General features: G+C 66.9%; 18 protein-coding genes and 1 tRNA gene. 8 read left to right on the top strand and 11 right to left on the bottom strand.

The genetic code is table 11. The features are described 5' to 3' along the window. Positions 1-33: 33 nt before the first annotated feature. From ASE63_RS23965 to ASE63_RS23940, 6 genes are all read right to left on the bottom strand, one after another. The gene (locus ASE63_RS23965; RefSeq protein WP_056807718.1) at positions 34-765 is read right to left on the bottom strand and encodes an amino acid ABC transporter ATP-binding protein; all 732 of its coding nucleotides are present in this window, start codon (positions 763-765) and stop codon (positions 34-36) included. Next, entirely contained in the window at positions 746-1,399 is a 654-nt protein-coding gene (locus tag ASE63_RS23960) for an amino acid ABC transporter permease (protein ID WP_056807716.1), read from the bottom strand. The genes ASE63_RS23965 and ASE63_RS23960 overlap by 20 nt, the downstream gene beginning before the upstream one ends. Next, on the bottom strand, positions 1,399-2,088 hold the full coding sequence (locus tag ASE63_RS23955; protein WP_056807715.1) for an amino acid ABC transporter permease: 690 nt from the start codon (positions 2,086-2,088) through the stop codon (positions 1,399-1,401). The genes ASE63_RS23960 and ASE63_RS23955 overlap by 1 nt, the downstream gene beginning before the upstream one ends. 128 nt (positions 2,089-2,216) lie before the next feature. Further along, positions 2,217-3,020: a transporter substrate-binding domain-containing protein gene (locus ASE63_RS23950; protein ID WP_056807712.1), complete on the bottom strand. Its 804-nt coding sequence runs from the start codon at positions 3,018-3,020 to the stop codon at positions 2,217-2,219. 79 nt (positions 3,021-3,099) lie between these two features. Then, the gene (locus ASE63_RS23945) at positions 3,100-4,080 is read right to left on the bottom strand and encodes a 2-hydroxyacid dehydrogenase (protein WP_056807710.1); all 981 of its coding nucleotides are present in this window, start codon (positions 4,078-4,080) and stop codon (positions 3,100-3,102) included. A 26-nt stretch (positions 4,081-4,106) separates the two neighbouring features. Then, a complete protein-coding gene (locus ASE63_RS23940; protein ID WP_082610241.1) occupies positions 4,107-4,919 on the bottom strand; it encodes a GntR family transcriptional regulator in 813 nt (270 codons plus the stop codon). Between the two features lie 221 nt (positions 4,920-5,140). Here ASE63_RS23940 and ASE63_RS23935 point away from each other — a divergent pair, with 221 nt between their 5' ends. Together ASE63_RS23935 and ASE63_RS23930 are read left to right on the top strand one after the other, a co-directional pair. Beyond that, positions 5,141-6,340 (top strand): mandelate racemase/muconate lactonizing enzyme family protein, encoded by a 1,200-nt coding sequence (locus ASE63_RS23935; RefSeq protein ID WP_056807709.1) that lies wholly within the window; start codon positions 5,141-5,143, stop codon positions 6,338-6,340. 8 nt (positions 6,341-6,348) lie between these two features. Beyond that, a complete protein-coding gene (locus tag ASE63_RS23930) occupies positions 6,349-7,116 on the top strand; it encodes an SDR family oxidoreductase (protein WP_056807852.1) in 768 nt (255 codons plus the stop codon). A 211-nt stretch (positions 7,117-7,327) separates the two neighbouring features. Here the strand turns inward: ASE63_RS23930 and ASE63_RS23925 are convergent. Then, positions 7,328-7,402 (bottom strand) — tRNA-Gly (locus ASE63_RS23925). 263 nt (positions 7,403-7,665) lie between these two features. Here ASE63_RS23925 and ASE63_RS23920 point away from each other — a divergent pair. The 4 genes from ASE63_RS23920 (at position 7,666) to ASE63_RS23905 (ending at position 11,281) form a co-directional block, all read left to right on the top strand. Next, the gene (locus ASE63_RS23920) at positions 7,666-8,208 is read left to right on the top strand and encodes a prolyl-tRNA synthetase associated domain-containing protein (RefSeq protein WP_056807707.1); all 543 of its coding nucleotides are present in this window, start codon (positions 7,666-7,668) and stop codon (positions 8,206-8,208) included. Between the two features lie 78 nt (positions 8,209-8,286). After that, complete coding sequence (gene trxA, locus ASE63_RS23915; RefSeq protein WP_056807705.1) at positions 8,287-9,186, top strand: thioredoxin; 900 nt, start codon at positions 8,287-8,289, stop codon at positions 9,184-9,186. Between the two features lie 29 nt (positions 9,187-9,215). Next, positions 9,216-9,887 carry an LON peptidase substrate-binding domain-containing protein gene (locus ASE63_RS23910; protein WP_056807703.1) on the top strand — a complete coding sequence of 224 codons (672 nt, stop codon included), beginning with the start codon at positions 9,216-9,218 and terminating at the stop codon, positions 9,885-9,887. Next, on the top strand, positions 9,884-11,281 hold the full coding sequence (locus ASE63_RS23905) for an MFS transporter (RefSeq protein ID WP_056807701.1): 1,398 nt from the start codon (positions 9,884-9,886) through the stop codon (positions 11,279-11,281). Before ASE63_RS23910 ends, ASE63_RS23905 begins: the two co-directional genes overlap by 4 nt. A 123-nt stretch (positions 11,282-11,404) precedes the next feature. Here the strand turns inward: ASE63_RS23905 and ASE63_RS23900 are convergent, their stop codons facing one another. The 4 genes from ASE63_RS23900 to ASE63_RS23885 form a co-directional block, all read right to left on the bottom strand. After that, positions 11,405-12,841, bottom strand: a complete 1,437-nt coding sequence (locus ASE63_RS23900; protein WP_056807699.1) for a homospermidine synthase — start codon at positions 12,839-12,841, stop codon at positions 11,405-11,407. 209 nt (positions 12,842-13,050) lie between these two features. Beyond that, complete coding sequence (locus ASE63_RS23895) at positions 13,051-13,587, bottom strand: N-acetyltransferase (RefSeq protein WP_056807696.1); 537 nt, start codon at positions 13,585-13,587, stop codon at positions 13,051-13,053. Positions 13,588-13,815: 228 nt separating this feature from the next. Continuing rightward, positions 13,816-14,961 (bottom strand): type III PLP-dependent enzyme, encoded by a 1,146-nt coding sequence (locus tag ASE63_RS23890; protein ID WP_056807693.1) that lies wholly within the window; start codon positions 14,959-14,961, stop codon positions 13,816-13,818. 566 nt (positions 14,962-15,527) lie between these two features. After that, positions 15,528-16,091 carry a glyoxalase superfamily protein gene (locus ASE63_RS23885; protein WP_056807691.1) on the bottom strand — a complete coding sequence of 188 codons (564 nt, stop codon included), beginning with the start codon at positions 16,089-16,091 and terminating at the stop codon, positions 15,528-15,530. 328 nt (positions 16,092-16,419) lie between these two features. On the opposite strand from ASE63_RS23885, the gene ASE63_RS23880 reads away from it, so the two are divergent. Further along, on the top strand, positions 16,420-18,012 hold the full coding sequence (locus ASE63_RS23880) for a glucan biosynthesis protein G (RefSeq protein ID WP_056807689.1): 1,593 nt from the start codon (positions 16,420-16,422) through the stop codon (positions 18,010-18,012). A gap of 44 nt (positions 18,013-18,056) precedes the next feature. Beyond that, entirely contained in the window at positions 18,057-18,332 is a 276-nt protein-coding gene (locus ASE63_RS23875; RefSeq protein ID WP_056807687.1) for a GNAT family N-acetyltransferase, read from the top strand.

Below are 18,332 nucleotides of genomic sequence, written 5' to 3'. Positions count from 1 at the left end.
CGAAAACCGCATGCCACTTCTCGGGCCGATGCCCTATTTCCTACCGGCGCTGACGAAGTTGCGCAGCTCCGGGGTCTGCGGGTTTCCGAAGACATCCTGCGACGGGCCGCTCTCCCAGATCTTGCCCTGGTGCATGAAGACGGTCGTGCTCGCGACGTTGCGGGCGAAGCTCATCTCATGCGTCACCAGCAGCATGGTCATGCCGTCCTTGGCGAGCTTCTCCATGACGAGGAGCACCTCGCCGGTCAGCTCCGGGTCGAGCGCCGAGGTGACCTCGTCGAACAGCATCACCTTCGGCTGCATCGCAAGCGAGCGAGCGATGGCGACGCGCTGCTGCTGGCCGCCCGAGAGGTTGTCGGGATAGCTGTCGAACTTCTCTGAAAGGCCGACCTGGGCCAGCACCTCGCGGGCGAGCTTCTCGGCCTGGGCCTGCGGCACGTTCTGCGTGATACGCGGCGAGAGCATGATGTTCTGGCCCACCGTGAGATGGGGGAACAGGTTGTAGCTCTGGAAGACGATGCCGACGTCCTTGCGGAGCTCGCGCAGCTTCTTCTGGTCCTGGTCGACGACATGGCCGGCGACCTCGATGCGGCCGGAATTGATGGCTTCCAGCCCGTTGATGCAGCGCAGCAGCGTGCTCTTGCCGGAGCCCGAGCGGCCGATGAGCGCGACCACCTGGCCCGACTCGACGTTGAGGGAAACGCCCTTCAGGACCTCGAGCTGGCCGAAGCGCTTGTGGACGTCGTCAATGAGAACGGCTGGCATTCATCACCTTTTCGAGATGGCGGCTGAGCCGGGACAGCGGGAAGCAGATCGCGAAATAGATCACCGCCACCAGCGAGAAGACCTGGAAGGCCTGGAAGGTCGCATTGTTGACGAGCTGCCCGGCGCGGGAGAGCTCGACGAAGCCGACGACCGAGACGATCGAGGTGTTCTTGACCAGCTGGACGAGGAACCCGACCGTCGGCGGCAGCGAGATGCGGATCGCCTGCGGCAGGATGACATAGCGATAGGTCTGCGCCGGCGAATGGGCGAGCGAGGACGAGGCCTCCCATTGCTGGAAGGGCACGGATTCGATCGAGCCGCGCCAGATCTCGGCGAGATAGGCCGAGACGTAGACGGCGAGCGAGGCCGAGGCCGCGAAGAAGGGCGGCAGCTCGATGCCGATGATCGAGAGCCCGTAATAGCTCATGAACAGCACCATGAGCACGGGAATGGACTGGATCACCAGAATGTAGGTGGCGGCGAAATTCCGGACCAGCTTGATCCGCGACAGGCGCATGATCGCGAACGCGCCGCCGATGATGCTGCCGATGGCGAAGGAAATCACCGTGAGCAGCAGGGTCCAGCCGGCTGCACGGAAGATGAACATGGCCTCTGGCCAACCGAAGGTCTGCATCAGGCGGCCTCCGCCTTGGCGTCGAGCCGGGAGAGGCCCGAGACCTGCGGGAACAGCTTGCGGCCGAGCCAGAGCAGGAAGACCTTCAGCGACAGCGCCATCACCAGATAGACGGCGGTGACGATGATGTAGGTCTCGAAGCTGCGGAAGGTGCGCTGCTCGACGATGGCCGCGGCGCCCGACAGTTCCTGAACGGAGATGAAGGAGCAGATCGAGGAGGCGAGCATCATCAGCACGAACTGGCTCGACAGCGCCGGCCAGACACGCGCGAAGGCGGGCTGCAGCACGACATACTGGAAGACCTGGCGGCGCGAGAGCGCAAGCGAGACGCCGGCTTCGAACTGCGACCTGTGGATGGACTCGACGCCGGCGCGGATGATCTCGGTCGAATAGGCGCCGAGGTTCAGCGTCATGGTCAGCAGCGCCGCCTCGACGCCGGACATCCGGATGCCGAGCAGCGGCAGGCCGAAGAAGATCATGAAGAGCTGGATCAGGAAGGGCGTGTTCCGCATCAGCTCGACATAGGCGTCGACGACGATGCCGGCCCAACGCCCGGCCAAAGTGCGCAGCGCAACGAGCAATACCGCGAGCGAGCAGCCGAGCACGATCGCGCTGGCCGAAAGCCAGATCGTCAACCAGATCCCACTCAGGATCAGGTCCGATTCAGCTAGGACGGGGTCGAACTGCAAGGAGGTCTCCTCCCCAAGTCAGGGGCACGCAGGGGCCCGGGCGGCACAGGGCTGACAAGCATGCCCGAAGCCAGGGTGAGAATGCCGGCACGGCGCGCGTTCGCCCCATGCCGGCCTGTTGCGTGTTATCAGAAGACGGGCAGCTGCGGCAGCGGGCCGCCGACCCACTTCTCGGAAACGGCGTTCAGCTCGCCGTTCTGCTTGATGTAGTAGATCACGTTGTTGAGCCACTGCTTCAGCTCATAGGCGTCCTTGCGGACGGTCATCGAATTCGGCTGCATGCCGAAGAAGAACTTGACCTCGGTCTCGGTCTCGCCGCGCGCCTTGATGGCGGCGTTGGCCTGGGCGTCGGGGCCGGCGATGGCCTCGACCTGGCCGGAGAAGAGCGCCTGCATCGTGGTCGAATCGTCCTCGAAGCGCAGGATGGTGAGGTTCAGCTCCTTCTCGCGGTTGACGAATTCGCGCTCGACGCTGGAGCCGCGATTGACGCCGACCTTCTTGCCCTTGAGATCGGCCCAATCCTTGATGGCCGTGCCCTTCTTGGCATAGATGCCCATCTGGAAGGCGCTGTAGGGGATGGTGAACATCACCGCCTTGGCGCGCTCCGGGGTCGGGGCGAGCGTCGCGACGAGGAAGTCGACCTTGTTGGCCTCGAGCGCCGGAATGCGCGAGGGCGGGGTCAGCTGCACGACCTCGACCGGCAGGCCGATATACTTGCCGACGAGCGCGGCGACGTCGGCGTCATAGCCGATGGCGTTGCCGGTGGAATCGACGGAGCCGTAGGGCGGGGCGCCGATCAGCACGCCGATGCGGACTTTGCCGCGCTTGGTGATGTCGGCCATCGTCTGGGCGGAGGCCTGGCTGGCGGCGAGCATGCCGGCGCCGAGCGCGAGCAGCGTTCCTGCGATCTTGAGATGCTTCATCAGGTTCATGGTGCCGTTTCCTCGGTTTGGCGTCTGGTCATGTGTTGTTGCTCCGGCTTCGTTTGGCCGGTTTGCCGGCGGGCAGACGCTAGACGCGTCCTTCCCGCACCACGTTGGTGAGCGCGGTGCCGGAAAAGCACCGCTTGATATTGTCCGCCATGGTCTGTTGCCGGCGGCGGATGGTGCCGCTGGTCCAGCCTGACATGTGCGGTGTCATTAAAACGTTTGAAAGCTCATGGAAAGCCAGTTTAGAGGGCAAAGTACTCGGCTGGGCAGCCTGTGGATAGCGATACCAAGTATCGATGACGGCGCCGCCGATCCGACGGGCCTGGAGGGCTTCGAACAGGGCGGCCTCGTCGATGGTCGGTCCGCGGCCGACATTCACGATCACGGCATCGGGCTTCATCGCGGCAAGCTCCGCGGCACCGATGATTCCGGTGGTGTCCGGGGTGAGGGGGACCGAGACGACCACCGCATCGACCGAACCGCAGAACTCGGCCAGCTTGTCGAGCGTGAAGGAGCGGTCGACGAGCTCAGAGGTCGCGACCGGGCTGCGGTTGGCGACATGGACGTTCATCTCGAAGGCCTTGGCGCGGCGGGCGATCGCCTTGCCGATATGGCCGAAGCCGAGCAGGCCGATGGTCTTGCCGGCGATCTCGCCATGGACGCGATCGGGCGAGCCGGCCCAATAGGCCCAATCGCCCTGGCGCAGCCTGGCATCGGCATCCGCCAGGGGGATGGCGCGGGAGAGCAGCGCGCTCATGACGTATTCGGCGATGGCCTGCTCATGGCCGAAGCAGTTGCAGACGCTGGCGCCCGCCGGCAGCAGCGCGAGATCGACCGAGTCATAGCCCGCGCCGGGGACATGGAAGAGCTTCAGCCCTTCCGGGCGCGGCAGGCCGGCATCGAACTTCACGCCGATGATCGCCTCGGCCTGCGCATAGGCCTGTCGATCCTCCTCCGTACCCAGGGCGTCCGGCAGGATGCGGATGTCGGCCGCGTCGCCGACGAGATCGGCGAATCCCTGGCTGAAGGAGGCGGCGTTTTCGCCGTGGAAGATGATGCGCATGGCTGGCTTCTCGTTGAAACGGGCGATCAGGCGCTCAGCAGCGGCTGGACGCCGCAATCGAGCAGGGACGGGTCGATCCTCGCCTCCATCTCGTCGAACATGGCGTCGACGAAGGCGATGAGGGCGTCGGAGGCGGCGACCGCACGGTCGGGATGGCGGGTCGCGACCGCGTTCAGCACGGCGAGGTGATGGTCGATGGTGCCGGCGAGGTTCGGCGCGCGGGCCATATGGCTGTGATAGATGAAGCCGATGCGGCGGAAGAGCGTGTGGAGCGGCCGCAAAGTATGCTCCAGGAAGGGCTCGCCGGCCGCCGCCAGCACCATCTGGTCGATGCGGCGGTCGAGCTGGTTGAACTCGGCGAGCGCCAGCCCGTCGCGTCGCTCGCGCAGCAGGCGCTCGACATGCAGCATCTGGTTGCGATGGGAGGGGCCTGCGCGTTCGGCGGCGAGGCGGATGACGAAGCGCTCGATGTCGCGGCGCAGATGCAGCAGCACGCGCTCACGGGCGAGGTCGATCGGCGCGATCTGCAGGCCGTGCCGCGGGCGGATAACGATCAACGTGTCGGCGGCGAGGCGGTTGACGGCGTGGTGGACCGGCGTGCGGCCGAGGCCGGTGACGTCCTGCAGATCCTGCATCGCCAGGAGGCGGCCGGGCGCCAGCTCGCAGCGGACGAGCAACTCCTCGATGCGCTCATAAGCGAGATCGAACAGGTTGACGCGGTTGCGGCGGGCGGGCTGCTCTATCTCGGCGAGGCGCGGACGGTCGAGAGGTTCCGCACCCACGGGCTCGGCGGTGCCGCTCTTCGACGTCGAGCTCTCGGCTATGCCAGCCTTGGCCATGCGTTCCTTGCCCTGTCCGGTCGCTTCTCTCAGCCGGAACTCGTTCGAGCGGTCCCGGTCCGAAGGAGACACTAAACATGTTGTGATATTTTACAAGCGCTCCTATGGTCATCACCATCCGGCCGGTGCGATGCCATGAGGCAAGGCTCGCCGGACCAGCAACCACAGCGCCCCACGGTCGAAACGACCGGAAAGGGCGCGCGCCGCCAGGGAGGCAGGCCGTGAAGATCACCGCGATCGAAACGATGCGGACGGACGAGTTCGCCAATGTGCTCTGGGTCAGGGTCCACACCGATGCCGGGATCATCGGCTTGGGCGAGACCTTCTATGGTGCCGGTGCCGTCGAGGCGCATCTGCACGACACGCTCGCCATGCGGCTGCTCGGCAAGAACCCGCTGCATATCGAGGCGCTGCATCGCGAGATGACCAACCTGCCGATGGCGCAGGCCTCGACCGGGGTCGAGTCGCGCGCGACCTCGGCGGTCGACATCGCGCTCTGGGACGTCTTCGGCAAGGTCTGCGGCCAGCCGGTGCACCAGATGCTCGGCGGTCTCTGCCGCGATCGGCAGCGCATCTACAACACCTGCGCCGGCTACAATTATGTCCGCTCGCACAACATCAAGCCGGTCTCGACCTGGAATCTGGGCGCGAGCGAAGGCCCCTATGAGGATCTCGGCGGCTTCATGAACCGGGCCGATGCGGTGGCCGAGAGTCTGCTCGAGAGCGGCATCACGGCGATGAAGATCTGGCCGTTCGATCCCGCCGCGATCGAGAACCACGGCATGTTCATCACGCCGGAGCAGATGCGCAAGGCCTGCGAGCCCTTCGAAAAGATCCGCAAGGCCGTCGGCGACAGAATAGAGATCATGGTCGAGTTCCACTCGCTCTGGAACCTGCCGACCGCGATCAAGATCGCCCGCGTGCTCGAGCAGTACGAGCCGACCTGGTACGAGGATCCGATCCGGATGAACTCGCCGCAGGCGCTGGGCGAATTCGCGCGCTCGACCACGGTCTCGGTCTGCGCCAGCGAGACGCTGGGCTCCCGCTTCCCCTACAAGGACATGCTCGACCGCGACGCGATGCACATCGTCATGGCCGATCTCTGCTGGACCGGCGGCCTGACCGAGGGCCGCAAGATCGCGGCGATGGCCGACACCTATCACCGCCCCTTCGCGCCGCATGACTGCATCGGCCCGGTCGGCTTCATCGCGGCGATCCACGCCTCGTTCAGCCAGCCCAACACGCTGATTCAGGAATCGGTGCGCGCCTTCTACACCGGCTGGTACAACGAACTCGTCACGACGATGCCGGTGATCAAGGACGGCTATGTCCTGCCGATGGAAGGGCCGGGGCTCGGCGTCGAGCTGCTGCCGGCGGTGTTCGAGCGCTCGGACCTGACCGTCCGCCGCTCCAGCCTGTGAGGATGACGATGACCAATCCGCTCTTCGACCTCTCGGGCAAGACCGCCCTCGTCACCGGCTCCTCGCGCGGCCTCGGCCGCGCCATGGCGGAAGGGCTCGCCGATGCCGGCGCGCGCATCCTGATCAACGGCACCGACCCGGTGCGCGTCGCGGAGGCCGTGTCGCAGTTCCACGAGGCCGGCCACGCGGCCGAACCCGCCGCCTTCGACGTGACCTCGGAGGACGCGATCGTGAAGGCCTTCGAGGCCTTCGACGCGGCCGGCATCGCGGTCGACATCCTGGTCAACAATGCCGGCATCCAGTTCCGCAAGCCGATGGTCGAGCTCGCGACGGCCGATTGGCAGCGCGTGATCGACACCAACCTGACCTCGGCCTTCATGATCGGGCGCGAGGCGGCCAAGCGCATGATCGCGCGCGGGCATGGCAAGGTGATCAATATCGGCTCGCTGACCAGCGAGCTCGCCCGCGCCACCGTCGCGCCCTATACGGTCGCCAAGGGCGGCATCAAGATGCTGACCCGCGCAATGGCGGCGGAATGGGCCGAGGCCGGCATCCAGGCCAACGCCATCGGGCCGGGCTACATGATCACCGATATGAACCAGGCGCTGATCGAAAACCCGAGCTTCGACGCCTGGGTGAAGGGCCGCACGCCGGCGCGGCGCTGGGGCAAGCCGGGAGAGCTGATCGGCGCTGCCGTCTTCCTGGCCTCTCCCGCCTCGGACTACGTCAACGGCCAGATCATCTATGTCGACGGCGGGATGTCCGTGGTGCTGTAGGGGGCATCGGCGCTTCGGACCCCGCTGGTCCGACACGTAACCGCGCCGTCATCCCGGGGCAAGCCCGGGATGACGGCGCGGTTTTCGATACAACGCGGCGCGCGAGAGGGACTGACGGAAGCGCCCGGCGCTTCAGCGCGCGTGCAGGTGCGGAAACGCAAAAAGCGCCGGGAGGCCCGACGCTTGTGCAGTCTTCCATGATAAGCTGTCCTGGAGCGGGAGAAGGGATTCGAACCCTCGACCCCAACCTTGGCAAGGTTGTGCTCTACCCCTGAGCTACTCCCGCATCAGGACATGTCCGCGCCGTCTCCGCCGCGGTGGCCGGGTTATTGCCCCAAAGCCGCGCGCAGTGCAAGCGCCTAATTGCGCAAGCCGCCGCTTTTTCCACATGCCGTGGAAAACCGGGCCGCGAACAGCATTTTGCCCCTAAAACGGCGCTTGTGGCGCCCCGGCCGCGAGGTTACGCATTTGCCTGCATCGGGCGACGGCCTCAGTGCCCCGTCCGATCCCCGTCTTGCGGATTCCAGAGTCGAGGCTGATTCCACGCCCATGTCCGACACGCTCACGACCGCCGCCCCTCTGACACCCGACGAACTCTGCGCCTATCTCGCCGGCCAGGGCCTGGCATTCGAGCGCATCGACCATGACGCCGTCTTCACCGTGGCCGAATCCCACGGGCTGCGCGGCTCTTTGCCGGGGCTGCACACCAAGAACCTGTTCCTGAAGGACAAGAAGGGCCGGCTCTTCCTGGTCTCGGCGCGGGAGAATGCCCGCATCGACCTGAAGCGGCTGCACGAGACCATCGGCGCCAGCGGGCGGCTGTCCTTCTGCTCGGCCGAGACATTGATGGAGAAGCTCGGCGTCACCCCGGGTTCGGTGACGGCGTTCGCCGTCGTCAACGACCGGGCAGGGGCAGTGACGATGGTGCTCGACCGCAACCTCGCGACCGGCGAGCCGGTGAATTTCCATCCGCTCATCAATACCGCGACGCTGCGGATCGGCTATGAGGACATGCTGGCTTTCCTGCGCGGCGCCGGCCACGACCCGCTGATCGTCGCTTTGCCCATTCCTGACGATGGACAGAGCGGCTGATCCTCCCCATCTATGGTGCGGCCGCGGGCGGCGGCCCAACCGATCATTCTGTTATCTGAGCTCGACGAAGGACGACCCATGCTGGTCAATGGCGAGGCGGCCGAACAACCCGGCCTGATCAAGGACACCACCACCCAGGGCTTCCGGCAGGACGTCATCGCGGAATCGATGAAGCAGCCGGTGCTGGTCGATTTCTGGGCCCCCTGGTGCGGCCCCTGCAAGCAGCTGACGCCGGTGATCGAGAAGGTGGTCAAGGAGGCGCGCGGCAAGGTCAAGCTCGTCAAGATGAACATCGACGAGTTCCCGGATATCTCGGGCCAGCTCGGCATCCAGTCCATTCCCGCCGTGATCGCGTTCAAGCAGGGCCAGCCGATCGACGGCTTCATGGGCGCGCAGCCGGAGGGCCAGATCAAGGCCTTCATCGAGAAGCTCGTCGGCCCGATGGGGCCGGGCGAGACGGAGGAGCTGATCACGGCCGCCAAGGCCGCCGCCGAGGCCGGCGACGCCGCCGGGGCGAGTGAGCTCTATGCCGGCGTGCTCCAGCTCGAGCCCGACAATGTCGCGGCGATCGCGGGCCTCGCCCGGCTGCATCTCGACGTCGGCGACGTCGAGGGCGCGACCGGCATCCTCACCATGGTTCCCGAGGCGAAGGTTGCGGACCCGGCGATCGTCGCGGTCAAGGCCGCGATCGAGCTCGCCGCGCAGGCGGCTGCGCTCGGCGATACCGCGGAGCTCGAGGCCAAGGTCGTGGCCAATCCGAAGGATCATCAGGCCCGCTTCGACCTGGCGCTGGCGCTGAATGCGCGTGAGCGCCGCGAGGAGGCGGTCGACCATCTGATCGCCATCATCAAGGCCGATCGCACATGGAACGACGATGGGGCGCGCAAGCAGCTGCTGCAGCTCTTCGAGGCCTGGGGGCCCATGGACGAGCACACCATCGCGGGAAGGCGCAAGCTTTCGGCGCTGCTGTTCTCCTGAGCCAAGCCAGATAGACAGAGAGACAGCCGATGAGCATGAACGCCGTCTACAAGGGGCCCGAGGATTGCCCGTCGGTGATCCCGGTCTTCCCATTGGGAGGCGCCCTGCTGCTGCCGCGCGGGCAGATGCCGCTCAACATCTTCGAGCCGCGCTACATCGCCATGATCGATGACGCGATCCGGACGGAACGCGTCATCGGCATCATCCAGCCGGAGCCGGAGAACGGCAAGCAGACGGCGACGCCGCCGCTGCTCGGGGTCGGCTGCCTCGGCCGGATCACGCAGTTCGCCGAGACGGGCGACGACCGCTACATCCTGACGCTGACCGGCATCGCCCGCTTCCGCGTCGAGGAGGAGCTTTCGGTGACGACGGCGTATCGCCAGTGCCGCGTCTCCTATGATGCGTTCGTCACCGATTTCACGGCGCGCGCCGGCGAGGACGAGGTCGACCGCGCCGGGCTGCTCAAGGCGCTGCGGGCCTTCGCCAAGGCGAGCGACCTCAAGATCGACTGGAAGGGCGTCAACCAGGCGCCGAACGAGGCGCTGGTCAACGCGCTCTCGATGATGTGCCCCTTCGGGCCGCGCGAGAAGCAGGCGCTGCTGGAGGCGCCGGACCTGCGCAGCCGGGCCGAGGTGTTGGTCGCGATCACCGAGATCGAGCTGGCGCGCGGCGGCGGCGATCCGGAGACGACGCTGCAGTGAGCCGGCCTCTCGCGAGCGCGCCGGCTTTGCGAGGCGGCTACCCCCCCCGGCGCGCGGTTACGGCGTGGCTGTTCTTCGACTGGTCCGCGCAACCCTTCTTCACGCTGATCACCACCTTCGTCTTCGCGCCGTTCTTCGCATCCGCGCTAGCGTCCGACCCGGCGCAGGGGCAGGCGCTCTGGGGCTATGCCACCGGCTTCGCCGGCCTGTGCATCGCGCTGCTCTCGCCCCTGCTCGGCGGCATCGCCGACCGGACGGGGCCGCGCAAGCCGTGGATCGCGGTGTTCGGCGCGCTGCTGGTGCTGGGCTCGGGCGCGCTGTGGTTCGCCGTGCCGGGCTCGCCTTGGGCCGTGCCGATCGCGTTGACCGGCTTCGTGCTGGCGACGATCGGCGCCGAATTCGCCACCACCTTCAACAATGCGATGATGACGCGCCTCGTGCCGCCGGAACGTCTCGGCTGGCTCTCGGGCACGGGCTGGGCCATCGGCTATCTCGGCGGGCTCCTCTCGCTCGCGATCACGCTGGCGCTGCTGGCCGCCGACCCGCATAGCGGCAAGACGCTGGCGGGGCTGACGCCCCTCTTCGGCCTCGATGCGGCCACGCGGGAAGGGGACCGGTTCTCCGGGCCGCTGACGGCGCTGTGGTTCGTGATCTTCGTCACGCCGATGTTCCTGCTGACGCCCGATTCGGCGCGCACCGGCATGCGGCTCGGCGAGGCCGCGCGCGGCGGCGTCGGCCGGCTGAAGGCGACGCTGGCCGAACTGCCTAAGCTTCCCTCGCTCGGGCGCTTCCTGCTCGCCAACATGATCTATCAGGACGCGCTGGTGGCGCTGTTCGCCTTCGGCGGCATCTATGCGGCCGGGGTGTTTGGCTGGCAGACGATCGAGCTCGGGGTCTTCGGCATCCTGCTGACGGTGACCGGCACGCTCGGCGCCTGGCTCGGCGGCCGGATCGACGATGCGATCGGCGGCAAGGCCGTGATCCTGGGGGCGATCGCCTGCCTGCTGTTCGCCTGTTTCGGCATCCTCTCGCTGGGGCCGGACCGCATCCTGTTCGTGATCGAGGCCGTGCCGCCCGCGCCCGGCGACGGGCTCTTCGCCTCGCTGCCGGAGAAGGTCTATCTGGGCTTAGGGTTGTTGATCGGCCTCGTCGCCGGGCCGTTGCAGGCCTCGTCGCGCAGCCTGATGGCGCGGCTCGCCCCGCCCGAGCGCATCGGCGAGTTCTTCGGGCTGTTCGCGCTGTCGGGCAAGGTGACGTCGTTCCTCGGGCCGACGCTGGTGGCGCTGGCGACGACGATCTTCGCCAGCCAGAGGGCCGGCCTCGCGGTGCTGGTCGTGTTCTTCCTGGCCGGGGCGGCGCTGATCGCGGGTGTGAAGGAGACACGGGCGCCGTAGCGCCCGTTCAACCTCATCGTCATGCTCGGGCTTGTCCCGAGCATCCACGTCTTGAACACGACATTTGACCAGCGAAGACGTGGATGGTCGCCACAAGGGCGACCATGACGGTATCGCGCGTGCTCAGCGAACCAGGATGTTTTTGAACTGCCAGGGGTCGCTCGTGTCGATGTCCTCGGGGAAGAGCCCCGGGCGGCCATCGAGCGGGGTCCAGTCGGTGTAGTAGCCCTTCACCGGCCCAAGATAGGGCATCTGGATCTCGAGGCAGCGGTCGAGATCCATCTCCTCGACCTCGACGATGCCGGCGGTCGGGTTCTCCAGCGCCCAGACCATGCCGGCGAGCACGGCCGAGGTGACCTGCAGACCGGTCGCGGTCTGGTAGGGCGCGAGCTTGCGGGTTTCCTCGGTCGAAAGCTGGGATCCGAACCAGTAGGCGCCCTTGTCGTGGCCGTAAAGCAGCACGCCGAGCTCGTCGATGCCGTCGACGACCTCGTCCTCCTCCAGGATGTGGTGCTCCTCCTGCGGGCGGCCAGCATTGCCGAACATCTCGTGCAGCGAAAGCACCGCGTCGTTGGCCGGGTGATAGGCATAGTGGCAGGTCGGCCGGAAGACGGCCTTGCCGCTCTCGTCGCGCACGGTGAAGTAGTCGGCGATCGAGATCGACTCGTTATGCGTCACCAGGAAGCCGTATTGCGGGCCCGGCGTCGGGCACCAGCTGCGCACCTTGGTCTCGGCACCGGGCTGCATCAGGTAGATCGCCGCCTGCGAGCCGGTCTCATGGGTGCGGGCGTTCTCCGGCATCCACTTCTCATGGGTGCCCCAGCCGAGCTCGGCCGGCTGGACGCCCTCGGAGATGAAGCCCTCGACCGACCAGGTGTTGACGAAGACGCCCGGTGGCTTGGGGTTCTTCGAGCGCTGGGTGTCGCGCTCGGCGATGTGGATGCCCTTGACGCCGACCTGCTTCATCAGGGCGGCCCATTCCTCGCGGGTCTTCGGCTGCGGCACGTTCAGGCGCATGTCGGCGGCGACGTTGAGCAGCGCCTTCTTGGCGAGCCAGGAGGCCATGCCCGGATTGGCGCCACAGCAGGAGACGGCGGTCGTCGAGCCCGCGGGACGCGCGCGCTTGGCGGCCAGCGTCATCTCGCGCAGCGCATAGTTCGAGCGCTCGCCGGGGCCCTTGGTCTCGTCGAAATAGAAGCCGAGCCAGGGCTCGTTGACCGTGTCGATATAGAGCGCGCCGAGGCTGGAGCAGAACTCCATGATGTCGCGCGAGCCGGTGTCGCAGGAGAGGTTGACGCAGAAGCCCTGGCCGCCGCCGGCGGTCAGCAGCGGCTCGAGCATCGTCTTGTAGTTGTCGATGGTGATCGCTTCCTGGATGAAGCGGATGCCGCGCTCGTCGAGGAGGTGGCGGTTCTGGTCGTCGGGAGCGATGACGACGAAACGGCTCTTGTCGAACTTCAGATGCCGCTCGATCATGGGCAGCGTGCCGCGGCCGATCGAGCCGAAGCCGATCATCACGATCGGGCCGGTGATCTCGCCGTAGACGGGCCAATTCGTCATTCTTCCAAACTCCTGCGGTTTCAAGGTTCAGAGCATTGCTTCTGCGAAAGACCGGTCGCCATTTTTCGCGCAAGGCTCAGGGGGAAAGGGTTTCAAAGCTCGTATGGGCGCAAAATCGCGCCGTCAATCGCGGGGGCTTGTGTCCCAGGCGGTGAACCGCATGGAAGAAGCCTCGCGATGACGGCGCGATGACAGCGCGCGAAGGAGGGTCAGGCAGCCTGCGCCATCTCGGCCAGATCGAGGGCGGCCGGGATGGGAGCGCCGCTGGCGACGAGCACGCCGTTCGCGCCCGAAAGCGCGCCGTCGCGCAGCTCGATGGCCAGGAAGCGCGCGCGCTCGACAGGGCCGGGCATGGCGAGGTCACGGGTCAGCTCCGGCGAGAAGCCGAAGCGCTCGTAATAGGCGGCGTCGCCGACCAGGATGACGGCGCCGTGCCCACGGCAGGCGGCGCGCCAGAGCGCCTCGCGCATCATCGCACGGCCGAGGCCCTCGCCCTGGAGCTCCGGCGAGACCGCGAGCGGGCCGAGCAGCAGGGCAGGGCGGCCGCCGGCCTCGACATGCCAGAGCCGGACGGTGCCGACGACGGCGCCGTCGCGCTCGGCGGTCAGCGCCAGGCCCTGCGCCGGCAGGCGGCCCTCGCGCAGGCGCTCGCTCGACTTCGCGCTGCGGCGCTCGCCCAGGCAGCGGTCGAGCAGGGCCTCGCGGGCGGGGATGTCGGCAACGGCTTCGTCGCGGATCGTGATCATGACGCACCTCCGGCCGGAGCGCCCATCCTCATGGACCTACCCGGCGCCGCGCACGCGCGCGGCCACAATGGAACGATGTGGGGAAGAGGGGTCCGGCGGGAGCCACGTCCGCGCGCTCCGTTCTGGAGACGCGGACGCTCCGCCCGGTTTCCCGGGCGGCCTGCCTTGCGACAGGGCGCTTCGCCGGACCCTATAAGCAGGGGCGGCGCGGGCCGCCCCGTCAAGACGTCAGATGACGTACTGCTTCAGCGGCGGGAAGCCGTTGAAGGCGACGGCCGAGTAGGTCGTCGTATAGGCGCCGGTGCCCTCGATCAGCAGCTTGTCGCCGATCTCCAGGCTGAACGGCAGCATGTACGGGGTCTTCTCGTACATGACGTCGACCGAATCGCAGGTCGGGCCGGCCAGGATGCAGGGCACGGTCGCGTCGCCGTCCCGCGTCGAGCGGATCGGGTAGCGGATCGCCTCGTCCATGGTCTCGGCCAGGCCGTTGAACTTGCCGATGTCGAGATAGACCCAGGCGACGTCGTCGCTCTCGGCCTTCTTCGAGATCAGCACGACCTCGGTCTCGATCAGGCCGGCATTGCCGACCATGCCGCGACCCGGCTCGATGATCGTCTCGGGCAGCTGGTTGCCGAAATGCTTCGACAGCGCCTGGAAGATCGCGTCGCCATAGGACGGCACGCCCGGGATCGGCTTCAGGTAGCGCGCCGGGAAGCCGCCGCCGAGGTTGACCATCGACAGCGACAGACCGCGGGTGGCGCACTCCTTGAACACCGCCGAGGCCGAGGCCAGAGCGGAATCCCAAGCGTTCACATTGGCCTGCTGCGAGCCGACATGGAACGAGATGCCATAGGCCTGCAAGCCGAGGCGATGGCCGTGCTCGAGCACGTCCGCGGCCATTTCGGGCACGCAGCCGAACTTGCGCGAGAGCGGCCAGTCGGCGCCGGCACCGTCGCAGAGGATGCGGCAGAAGATGCGCGCGTCCTTCGCAGCGGTCTTGTCGGCGGAACGGGCGACCTTCTCGACCTCGGCCACGCAGTCGACGGCGAAGAGGCGCACGCCGAGCTCCATGGCGCGGACGACGTCGCGCTCCTTCTTGATGGTGTTGCCGAAGGAGATGCGGTCCGCGGTGGCGCCGGCGGCGAGCGCGAGCTCGATCTCGACGACCGAGGCGCAGTCGAAGCAGGAGCCGAGCTTGGCCAGCAGCGCGAGCACTTCCGGAGCCGGGTTCGCCTTCACCGCATAGAAGACGCGGGTGTCCGGCAGCGCCCGGGAGAAGGCGCGATAATTGTCCTGCACGACATCAAGGTCGATGACGACGCAGGGCCCATCCTCACGGCGGGTGCGCAGAAATTCACGGATGCGGTCGGTCATGAGACGCGACTCCCCTTCGGCGCAAGCGGCGCCGATGCGATGTAAAGTGCCGGAAGAGACGTTCGCGGGCCGCGGCGCGATGGAGACGCCGAGGACAGCGGACGAAACGTCCGAACCCGAAACACCGTTCGATTGGGGAAAACCCCGCACGGCCGGCAATGAAGGACAAGCCTCTTCGGTGCCGGCCTGTGGAAAGCCGGCGAGACCAAAAAAGCCCGCTCCGTCGTTGCTTTAAGCTGCGTCCCCCGTGGAGATTCGGGGTTCGCCGGTTTTGCCTCCGGCTGCCGGTCTGTGTCGGGGAACGGCTCTCTTGCGAGATCCGGGAAGCGTGATTTGAGGGATGTCCATCCCCTCCATCCGTCTTCCAATCCCCTGGCGGCTGTCCGGCCTCTTGTCCGGATGCCCACCGACCAGCACGCGGCCACAGGCACGTGCGAATTGGGTGAACGCGATATACGGACGATGACCCCGGGGTTCAAGTTTTTTCTGACGGCCGGGCGTGGATTTTTTGACGAACGCGTCCGGCCCGGCCGCCTTGGGTCATGCTGCGGCTTGGCGCGGTGCCGCTATTCCCGCGCCTCGGCGAAGCGGATGCGGTTTCCGAACGGGTCCGGCACTTCGAGCGTGCGTCCGCCGGGGCCGTCTTCCTGTATGCCGGGCTTGGAATAGGCGTAGCGCTTGCTGATGAGCTCAGCCCGAAAGGCGTCGACGCCGTTCATCCTGACGTAAGCCGTGGAGCCGGGGCTGGCGTCGCCATGATGTTCGGAGAGGTGGAGCGTCAGGCCCGAGCGCGAGACCTGCATGTAGATCGGGAAGTTCGGGCCGAAGCGGTGCTCCCAATCCAGGGTGAAGCCGAGGAAGTCGAGATAGAATTCCCGGGCCTTCTCGACATCGAAGATCCGCATGATGGGGATCGCCTGCTGCAGGCTGACGCCGTCGTATGCGATCTTCGCGCCGCCGGGGCCGTCGAGGTATTCGCCGAAACTGGCGCTGGCGGTGTTCCAGTCGGCATAGCCGAACTGCCGCGCCACGATCTCCAGGGTTTCGGAATGGGTCAGGTCGATCTGCCGGGTGGCCATCGCCTCGCGCAAGGTCCTGGCCATCAGCTTCGCATCGCGAAAGCTACGCATTGTCGTGATCCTTCTCGTGGCGGACGAAACGATCAGGGCTCGCATTGCTGATTGCCGTCCACCGACACGATCGGGATCGGGACATCGCCTCTGGATGCATTCACCAAACCCTTGCGGGCGCGAGCGGCGGGCTGCATCCGGCCCGGATGCGACACTAGGAAGCGGACGAGGAGGCTGTCAACGACCGCCCACGGCCGCCCAGCCCATCCGCCGGCCCCGCGAAGGCGCGCCGCTGCCCTAGACCGGCCCCAATTCCTCGCCTAGGTCACTGGCAGGCCAGCCTTTCACGAGCCGCCGCCCGGCGGCTCGACGAGATCACGGAACGATCATGACCATCACTGACCGCCGCCGCGTCCTGGCGGGGCTTTCAGCCGCGCTCAGCCTCTCGACGGCCCCGACCGTTCTCCTCGCCCAGCAGCCCGAGGCGACGCGGCCGGAGCCCGCGCCCGAGCCGCCGCAGCCGCGCTTCGGCTTCGACGACGTGGTGCGGCGCGCCCGCGAGATCGCCGCCGTTCCCTATGAGCCGGGCCCGAACCTGCCGGAGCCGCTGTCGCGGCTCGATTTCGATTCCTGGCGCGACATCCGCTTCCGCTCCGACAAGGCGCTGCTGGCCCAGAACGGCAGCCCGTTTCGGATGCAGATGTTCCATCCCGGCTTCCTGTTCACCCGCCCCATCGTTGTGAACATCGTGCGCGACGGTGTGGCGACGCCGGTGCCCTATGCCGCGAACCTGTTCGACTATGGCCGCGTCAAGTTCGAGAAGCCGCTTTCGGTCAATCTGGGTTTCGCCGGCTTCCGGCTGCATTACCCGCTCAACGATCCGCGCATCTATGACGAGCTGATCTCGTTCATCGGTGCCAGCTATTTCCGGGTGCTCGGCCGCGAGCAGCGCTACGGCCTCTCTGCGCGTGGCCTCGCCATCGGCGCCGGCCTGCCGGGCGGCGAGGAATTCCCGATGTTCCGTGAGTTCTGGGTCGAGGCACCGACGTCCAATGCCGAGCGCGTCGTCATCCACGCGCTGCTGGATTCGCCCTCGGTCTCGGGGGCCTACCGCTTCCATATCTATCCGGACGTCGATGCGGTCGTCGATGTTCGCGCCACCTTGTTCCCGCGCAAGCCGATCGAGAAGCTCGGGCTCGCGCCGCTGACCTCGATGTTCTTCACCGGCGAGAACGATCGGCGCTTCCATGAGGATTTCCGCATGGAACTGCATGATTCGGACGGGCTGATGATCCATTCCGGCACCGGCGAATGGATCTGGCGGCCGCTGCGGAACCCGCGGCAGCAGGCCGTCTCCTCCTTCGTCGAGCGCAATGTCCGCGGCTTCGGGCTGATGCAGCGCGACCGCGTCTTCGAGCACTACCAGGACCTCGATCTCGCCTATGAGCTGCGGCCCTCCTACTGGATCGAGCCGCAGGGCGATTGGGGCGAAGGCTCCGTCGAGCTGATCGAGATTCCCACCACCGACGAGACCAACGACAACATCGTCGCGCTCTGGGCGCCGAAGACGCCGCTCGAGCCCGGGCGCGAATTCTCCTTCGGCTACAAGCTGACGGCAATGCTCGATTCCAACGACCTGCATCCGGGCGGGCGCATCATCAACACCTACCAGGCCCGGCCGAAGGCACTGGGCTCTGGCGAGCCGGTGCCACCGGGCGCACGGCGCTTCATCGTCGACTTCGCCGGTGGCGACCTCGACTACCATCTCAAGCAGCCGGAGAAGGTCGAGATCGTGCCCTCGATCGCCTACGGCCGGATCGACCGCGCCTTCATCGTGCCGAACCCGAAGACGGAGGGGTTCCGCGCCTTCATCGACATCGTCGTCGAACCCGGGCAAGTTGCCGAGATGCGCGCCTTCCTGAAGAGCGGCGAAAAGACGCTGACCGAAACCTGGAGCTATCCCTGGCGTTCTGACGCCTGACAGCCGGAGCGTCGTGCGCCCGGGCTCATTGCGGAGGAACAGGGATGGATCAGGTCATCGACAACCCGGCGGAGAACCGTTTCGAGCTGGCGCTGCCGGGCGGGATGGCGATTATCGCCTATCGCATCGATGGTGAGCGCATCGTGCTGATCCATACCGAGGTGCCCCAGGCGCTGGCGGGGCAGGGCGTCGGCTCGCGTCTCGCCAAGGGTGCGTTCGAACTGATCCGGACGAGCGGACGCAAGGCCGTGCCGCGCTGCGAGTTCGTGCAGGGCTGGCTCGCCAAGCATTCGGAATATGACGACCTGATCGACGGCTGA

It is taken from the genome of Allobosea sp. Root381, assembly GCF_001429395.1.
Taxonomy (GTDB): Bacteria; Pseudomonadota; Alphaproteobacteria; order Rhizobiales; family Beijerinckiaceae; genus Allobosea.
The sequence above is the reverse complement of the archived record's forward strand: the minus strand, read 5'-3'. Positions and strand labels throughout refer to the sequence as shown.

Coding starts and splice junctions, on each gene's coding strand:
- ASE63_RS23965 (WP_056807718.1), bottom strand. CDS start 765: ATGCCAGCCGTTCTCATTGACGACGTCCACAAGCGCTTCGGCCAGCTC.
- ASE63_RS23960 (WP_056807716.1), bottom strand. CDS start 1,399: ATGCAGACCTTCGGTTGGCCAGAGGCCATGTTCATCTTCCGTGCAGCC.
- ASE63_RS23950 (WP_056807712.1), bottom strand. CDS start 3,020: ATGAACCTGATGAAGCATCTCAAGATCGCAGGAACGCTGCTCGCGCTC.
- ASE63_RS23945 (WP_056807710.1), bottom strand. CDS start 4,080: ATGCGCATCATCTTCCACGGCGAAAACGCCGCCTCCTTCAGCCAGGGA.
- ASE63_RS23940 (WP_082610241.1), bottom strand. CDS start 4,919: ATGGCCAAGGCTGGCATAGCCGAGAGCTCGACGTCGAAGAGCGGCACC.
- ASE63_RS23930 (WP_056807852.1), top strand. CDS start 6,349: ATGACCAATCCGCTCTTCGACCTCTCGGGCAAGACCGCCCTCGTCACC.
- ASE63_RS23920 (WP_056807707.1), top strand. CDS start 7,666: ATGTCCGACACGCTCACGACCGCCGCCCCTCTGACACCCGACGAACTC.
- trxA (WP_056807705.1), top strand. CDS start 8,287: ATGCTGGTCAATGGCGAGGCGGCCGAACAACCCGGCCTGATCAAGGAC.
- ASE63_RS23910 (WP_056807703.1), top strand. CDS start 9,216: ATGAGCATGAACGCCGTCTACAAGGGGCCCGAGGATTGCCCGTCGGTG.
- ASE63_RS23900 (WP_056807699.1), bottom strand. CDS start 12,841: ATGACGAATTGGCCCGTCTACGGCGAGATCACCGGCCCGATCGTGATG.
- ASE63_RS23895 (WP_056807696.1), bottom strand. CDS start 13,587: ATGATCACGATCCGCGACGAAGCCGTTGCCGACATCCCCGCCCGCGAG.
- ASE63_RS23890 (WP_056807693.1), bottom strand. CDS start 14,961: ATGACCGACCGCATCCGTGAATTTCTGCGCACCCGCCGTGAGGATGGG.
- ASE63_RS23885 (WP_056807691.1), bottom strand. CDS start 16,091: ATGCGTAGCTTTCGCGATGCGAAGCTGATGGCCAGGACCTTGCGCGAG.
- ASE63_RS23880 (WP_056807689.1), top strand. CDS start 16,420: ATGACCATCACTGACCGCCGCCGCGTCCTGGCGGGGCTTTCAGCCGCG.
- ASE63_RS23875 (WP_056807687.1), top strand. CDS start 18,057: ATGGATCAGGTCATCGACAACCCGGCGGAGAACCGTTTCGAGCTGGCG.